Origin of the sequence: Streptomyces spongiae (genome assembly GCF_009377185.1) — a bacterium.
GTDB lineage: Bacteria > Actinomycetota > Actinomycetes > Streptomycetales > Streptomycetaceae > Streptomyces > Streptomyces spongiae.
Map to the genome: position 1 here is coordinate 1 of NZ_VJZC01000761.1, position 4,082 is coordinate 4,082.

The following is a 4,082-nucleotide window of genomic DNA, read 5'->3' on the forward strand; positions in this document are numbered from 1 at the left end:
GGGGTGCCCGCGGCGACCCTCGTGCGGCGGGCCGTGGAGGGGGAGACCGCCCCGGCCTCCCGTTTCCTCGACGCCCTGGCCGACCGTCTCACCATAGGCGTGGCCTCGGTCGCCGCCCTCCTCGACCCCGGGTGCGTGGTGCTGGGCGGCGAGGTCGGTCAGGCGGGCGGAGCCGCGCTCGCGGCCAGGGTCGCCGAGCGACTGGTGCGGATGTCGCCGCTGCCCACCGAGGTGCGGGCGAGTGTGCTCGGTGGGGGTGCCGTCGTGCGTGGTGCGCTGCTGATGGCGCGCGAGGCCGCTCAGGACGAGCTGTTCGGGCCGCCGTCCGTGCGACAGGGCGTGCGCTAGGGAGCCCGCGAATGACGGGCCCCGCTGACCTGCCCGCTCACTTCCTCAGCGCTCCACCGAACCGTTCCGCCAGGTACTCCTCGAAGGTGCCCTTCCCCACGGCCCGTTCCGGCGTCAGGTGGCCACCTCCCCGGAAGCCGCGGTACGCCTTGCCCGCGAGCGGCACGTTCACGATCGGCCGGCGGCGCCCCGTGGCCGCCAGATAGGCGCGGGCCAGCTCCGGGAACGTACGGACCTCGGGCCCGCCCATGTCCTCGACCCGCCCGGCGGGGGTGCCCGTGGCCAGCTCGGCCAGGCGGTCGGCGACCTCGGCGACGGCGATCGGCTGGTCGCTCACCCCGGCCGGCAGGAGCATGACCGGCGGCTTGGACAGCGCCTGGAAGGCCGTCACGAGCAGGTCGTGGAACTGGGTGGCGCGCAGGATCGTCCAGCCGAGCCCCGACCGTTCGATCTGCCGCTCCACGGCCAGCTTGGTCCGGTAGTAGCCGAGCGGCACCCGGTCGACGCTGACGATCGAGATGTAGAGCAGATGGGCCACGCCGGCCCCGCGCGCGGCCGAGATCAGGTTCGCCGCCGCCTGCTCGTCGCCCCCGCGCGGTGAACTCGCGCAGTGCACGATCGTCTCCACGCCCGCCACGGCCGCGTCCAGCCCGGGGCCACCTTCGCGCAGGTCGACGGCGTACGGCTGGGTGTGGCGGCTGAGTACGCGCACCTCGTGCCCGTCCGCGCGCAGCCGCTCGGTGACGAGCCGGCCGAGCGTTCCGGTTCCGCCGGTCACCAGGATCGTGGTCATGTTGCTTCGTCCCTTCTGGCGTCGGGCGTCCCCCAGTGGCACGCCCCGCATCAACTGGGACTGATCAGTTCCCCGGAAATGTGACACGGCGGACGGGAAACGTGGGGCGCCTACCGGCGGCCGAGCCGGCGGCCCGCGAGGCCGGAGTCACTCCCTCGCAGACCCGGCGGCGGGGCAAGGGCCGTCGTCACCGCCGCCGGGTGGCTCTGCGGGCGGACGCCGTGACCGCAGACCCTAAGAGGACTAGACCAGAATGGTCAACAGGTCTGTACCAACTCAACGGAGTGTTGAAGTCAGGAGGTTGAGCCCCCGGCCGACCGTCCGAGAAGTCCAGTGCGGGCGCTTGTGAGGCACCCCACAGGATTCGGCCGCATGAGTGACGATCAGGCGTGGCACACTGGCCGTGTACCAGAAGCAGCGCACTCCGGGGTCGGTGAAAGTCCGAACCGGCGGTTACAGTCCGCGACCCGATCGCTTCCAGTGATCGGTTGACCAGGTGAAATTCCTGGACCGACGGTTAAAGTCCGGATGGGAGGCAGTGCGCGGCGGGCGGGCATGTGTGCGCGCCGCCGTCTGTTTGTGGTCCGTCCTCGCGGCGGATCCCACGCGGCGTCGCTCCCTGTGCCGTAGTCCGCTCATATCTGTCGTCTTCGACAGCCCCGGAGTCCGTGCCCCATGAGGCAGGGAGGACCCGGGAAGTGTTCACCGGAATCGTCGAAGAGCTGGGTGAGGTCACCGCCGTCGAGAACCTCGGCGACTCCTCCCGCTTCCGCCTGCGCGGCGCCGCCGTCACGCAGGGCGCGCAGCACGGCGACTCCATCGCCGTCAACGGCGTCTGTCTCACGGTCGTGGAGCACGAGGACGACTGGTTCACCGCCGACGTCATGGCCGAGACACTCGAACGCTCCAGCCTCGGCGCCCTCGCCGTCGGCTCCCGCGTCAACCTCGAACGCCCCATGGCGGTGGGCGCCCGCCTCGGCGGCCACATCGTGCAGGGCCACGTCGACGGCACCGGCACCGTCCTCGAACGCAAGCCGTCCGAGAACTGGGAGATCGTCAAGGTCTCGCTCCCCGCCGACCTCTCCCGGTACGTCGTGGAGAAGGGCTCCATCACCGTCGACGGCATCAGCCTCACCGTCGTCGACGCCGGCCCCGACTACTTCACGGTCAGCCTCATCCCGACCACCCTCACCCTCACCACCCTCGGCCACAAGCAGGCCGGCGACCCGGTCAACCTCGAGGTCGACGTCATCGCCAAGTACGTCGAGCGGCTCCTCGGCGATCGCGGAGCCAGTCAGGGGGCCGACCGGTGAACTGGCTCAACTCCGAGGCGTTCGCGCTGTTCGGCCAGCACATCAAGTGGTCGGACATGATCGGCAACGTGATCGGCCTGATCGCCCTCACGCTCGGCTGGCGCCGCTCCCTGTGGACCTGGCCCGCGCAGTTCCTGTCCGGCGTCATCCTCTTCGCCGCCTTCGCCACCGCCCACCTCTCCGGCAGCGCCGGCAAGCAGGTCGTCGTCATGCTCGTCGCGGTCTACGGCTTCTGGGAGTGGAACCGCGGGCGCGGCCGGTCCGAAGACGGTGGTGACGGCCAGATCGCCGTACGGTTCGCCACCTGGCGCGAGCGCGGCTACCTGGCGGCCGCCGCGGCCCTCGGCACCCTCGCCGTCGGCGGCCTGTTCACCGCCTACCCGACCCTCTCCTGGGACCCCTGGCCGGACGCGTACATCTTCGTCGGCACCATCGTCGCCATGTACGCCCAGGCGCGCGGCATGGTCGAGTTCTGGTTCGCCTGGCTGCTCGTCGACCTCGTCGGCGTCCCGCTGAACTTCGCCAACGGCTTCGCCTTCTCCGGTTTCGTCTACGTCGTCTACGGCGCGCTCGTCCTGTGGGGCATGCGCGACTGGTGGCTGCGCTCCCGGCAGCCCGCCCTGGAAGGAGCACCCGCATGACCACGGCGCCGATCCTCTACCGCACCGACAGCATCGAGGACTTCGCGCTCGACCCGGTCGAACAGGCCATCGCCGACATCGCGGCGGGCCGCCCGGTCGTGGTCGTCGACGACGAGGACCGGGAGAACGAGGGCGACCTCGTCATGGCAGCCGAGAAGGTCACCCCCGAGATCATCGCCTTCATGATGAGCGAGTGCCGGGGCATGATCTGCGCGCCCATGGAGGGCGACGAGCTCGACCGGCTCGAACTGCCCCAGATGGTCCAGCACAACACCGAGTCGATGCGCACCGCCTTCACGGTCACCGTCGACGCCTCGCCCGAGCACGGCGTCACCACGGGCATCTCCGCCGCCGACCGCGCCACCACCCTCCGACTGCTGGCGAGCGGCACGGCACAGCCGGGGGACTTCGTCCGCCCCGGCCACATCTTCCCGCTGCGCGCCCGGCCCGGCGGCGTCCTCGTGCGCAACGGCCACACGGAGGCCGCCGTCGACCTCGCCCGGCTCGCCGGACTGCGCCCCGCGGGCACCATCGTCGAGATCGCCGGCGAGGACGGCCGCATGCTGCGCCTGCCCGAGCTCATCCCGTTCGCCCGCAAGCACGGCCTGTCGATCATCTCCATCGAGGACCTGATCGCCTACCGCCGCACCTCCGAGCCCACCGTCCGCCGCGAGGCGAAGACCCAGCTGCCCACCGCCTTCGGCGAGTTCACGGCGTACGGCTACCGCTCCACCGTCGACGGCGTCGAACACGTCGCCCTCGTCCACGGCGACCTCGGCGACGGCGAGAACGTCGTCGTCCGCGTCCACTCCGAATGCCTCACCGGCGACGTCTTCCACTCCCTGCGCTGCGACTGCGGCCCCCAGTTGGAGACGTCCCTGGAGCGCATCGCGGCCGAGGGCCGGGGCGTGGTCGTCTACCTGCGCGGCCACGAGGGCCGCGGCATCGGCCTGCTGTCCAAGCTGCGCGCGTACGAACTCCAGGAGC

Annotated in this window: 5 protein-coding genes and 1 riboswitch; of the genes, 4 read left to right on the top strand and 1 reads right to left on the bottom strand. The window is 71.3% G+C overall.

All coding sequences use genetic code 11. The features are described 5' to 3' along the window. A partial coding sequence (locus FNH08_RS46210; RefSeq protein ID WP_152777714.1) for an ROK family protein occupies positions 1-348 on the top strand: 348 nt, incomplete at its 5' end. Positions 349-385: 37 nt separating this feature from the next. Here the strand turns inward: FNH08_RS46210 and FNH08_RS46215 are convergent. Beyond that, the gene (locus FNH08_RS46215) at positions 386-1,141 is read right to left on the bottom strand and encodes an SDR family oxidoreductase (protein WP_152777717.1); all 756 of its coding nucleotides are present in this window, start codon (positions 1,139-1,141) and stop codon (positions 386-388) included. Between the two features lie 415 nt (positions 1,142-1,556). Next, positions 1,557-1,687: riboswitch (FMN riboswitch) on the top strand. 152 nt (positions 1,688-1,839) lie between these two features. On the opposite strand from FNH08_RS46215, the gene FNH08_RS46220 reads away from it, so the two are divergent. The 3 genes from FNH08_RS46220 to ribB all read left to right on the top strand — a co-directional run. Next, positions 1,840-2,454 (top strand): riboflavin synthase, encoded by a 615-nt coding sequence (locus tag FNH08_RS46220; RefSeq protein ID WP_322726530.1) that lies wholly within the window; start codon positions 1,840-1,842, stop codon positions 2,452-2,454. Further along, positions 2,451-3,095, top strand: a complete 645-nt coding sequence (locus tag FNH08_RS46225; RefSeq protein WP_322726531.1) for a nicotinamide mononucleotide transporter family protein — start codon at positions 2,451-2,453, stop codon at positions 3,093-3,095. The genes FNH08_RS46220 and FNH08_RS46225 overlap by 4 nt, the downstream gene beginning before the upstream one ends. Further along, positions 3,092-4,082 (top strand): 3,4-dihydroxy-2-butanone-4-phosphate synthase (ribB, locus tag FNH08_RS46230; protein ID WP_152777719.1); only part of this gene is annotated, 991 nt, incomplete at its 3' end. The genes FNH08_RS46225 and ribB, both read left to right, overlap by 4 nt.

Bases quoted from the DNA above. Each gene is read 5' to 3' on its own strand.
- FNH08_RS46215 (WP_152777717.1), bottom strand. From the start codon at position 1,141: ATGACCACGATCCTGGTGACCGGCGGAACCGGAACGCTCGGCCGGCTC.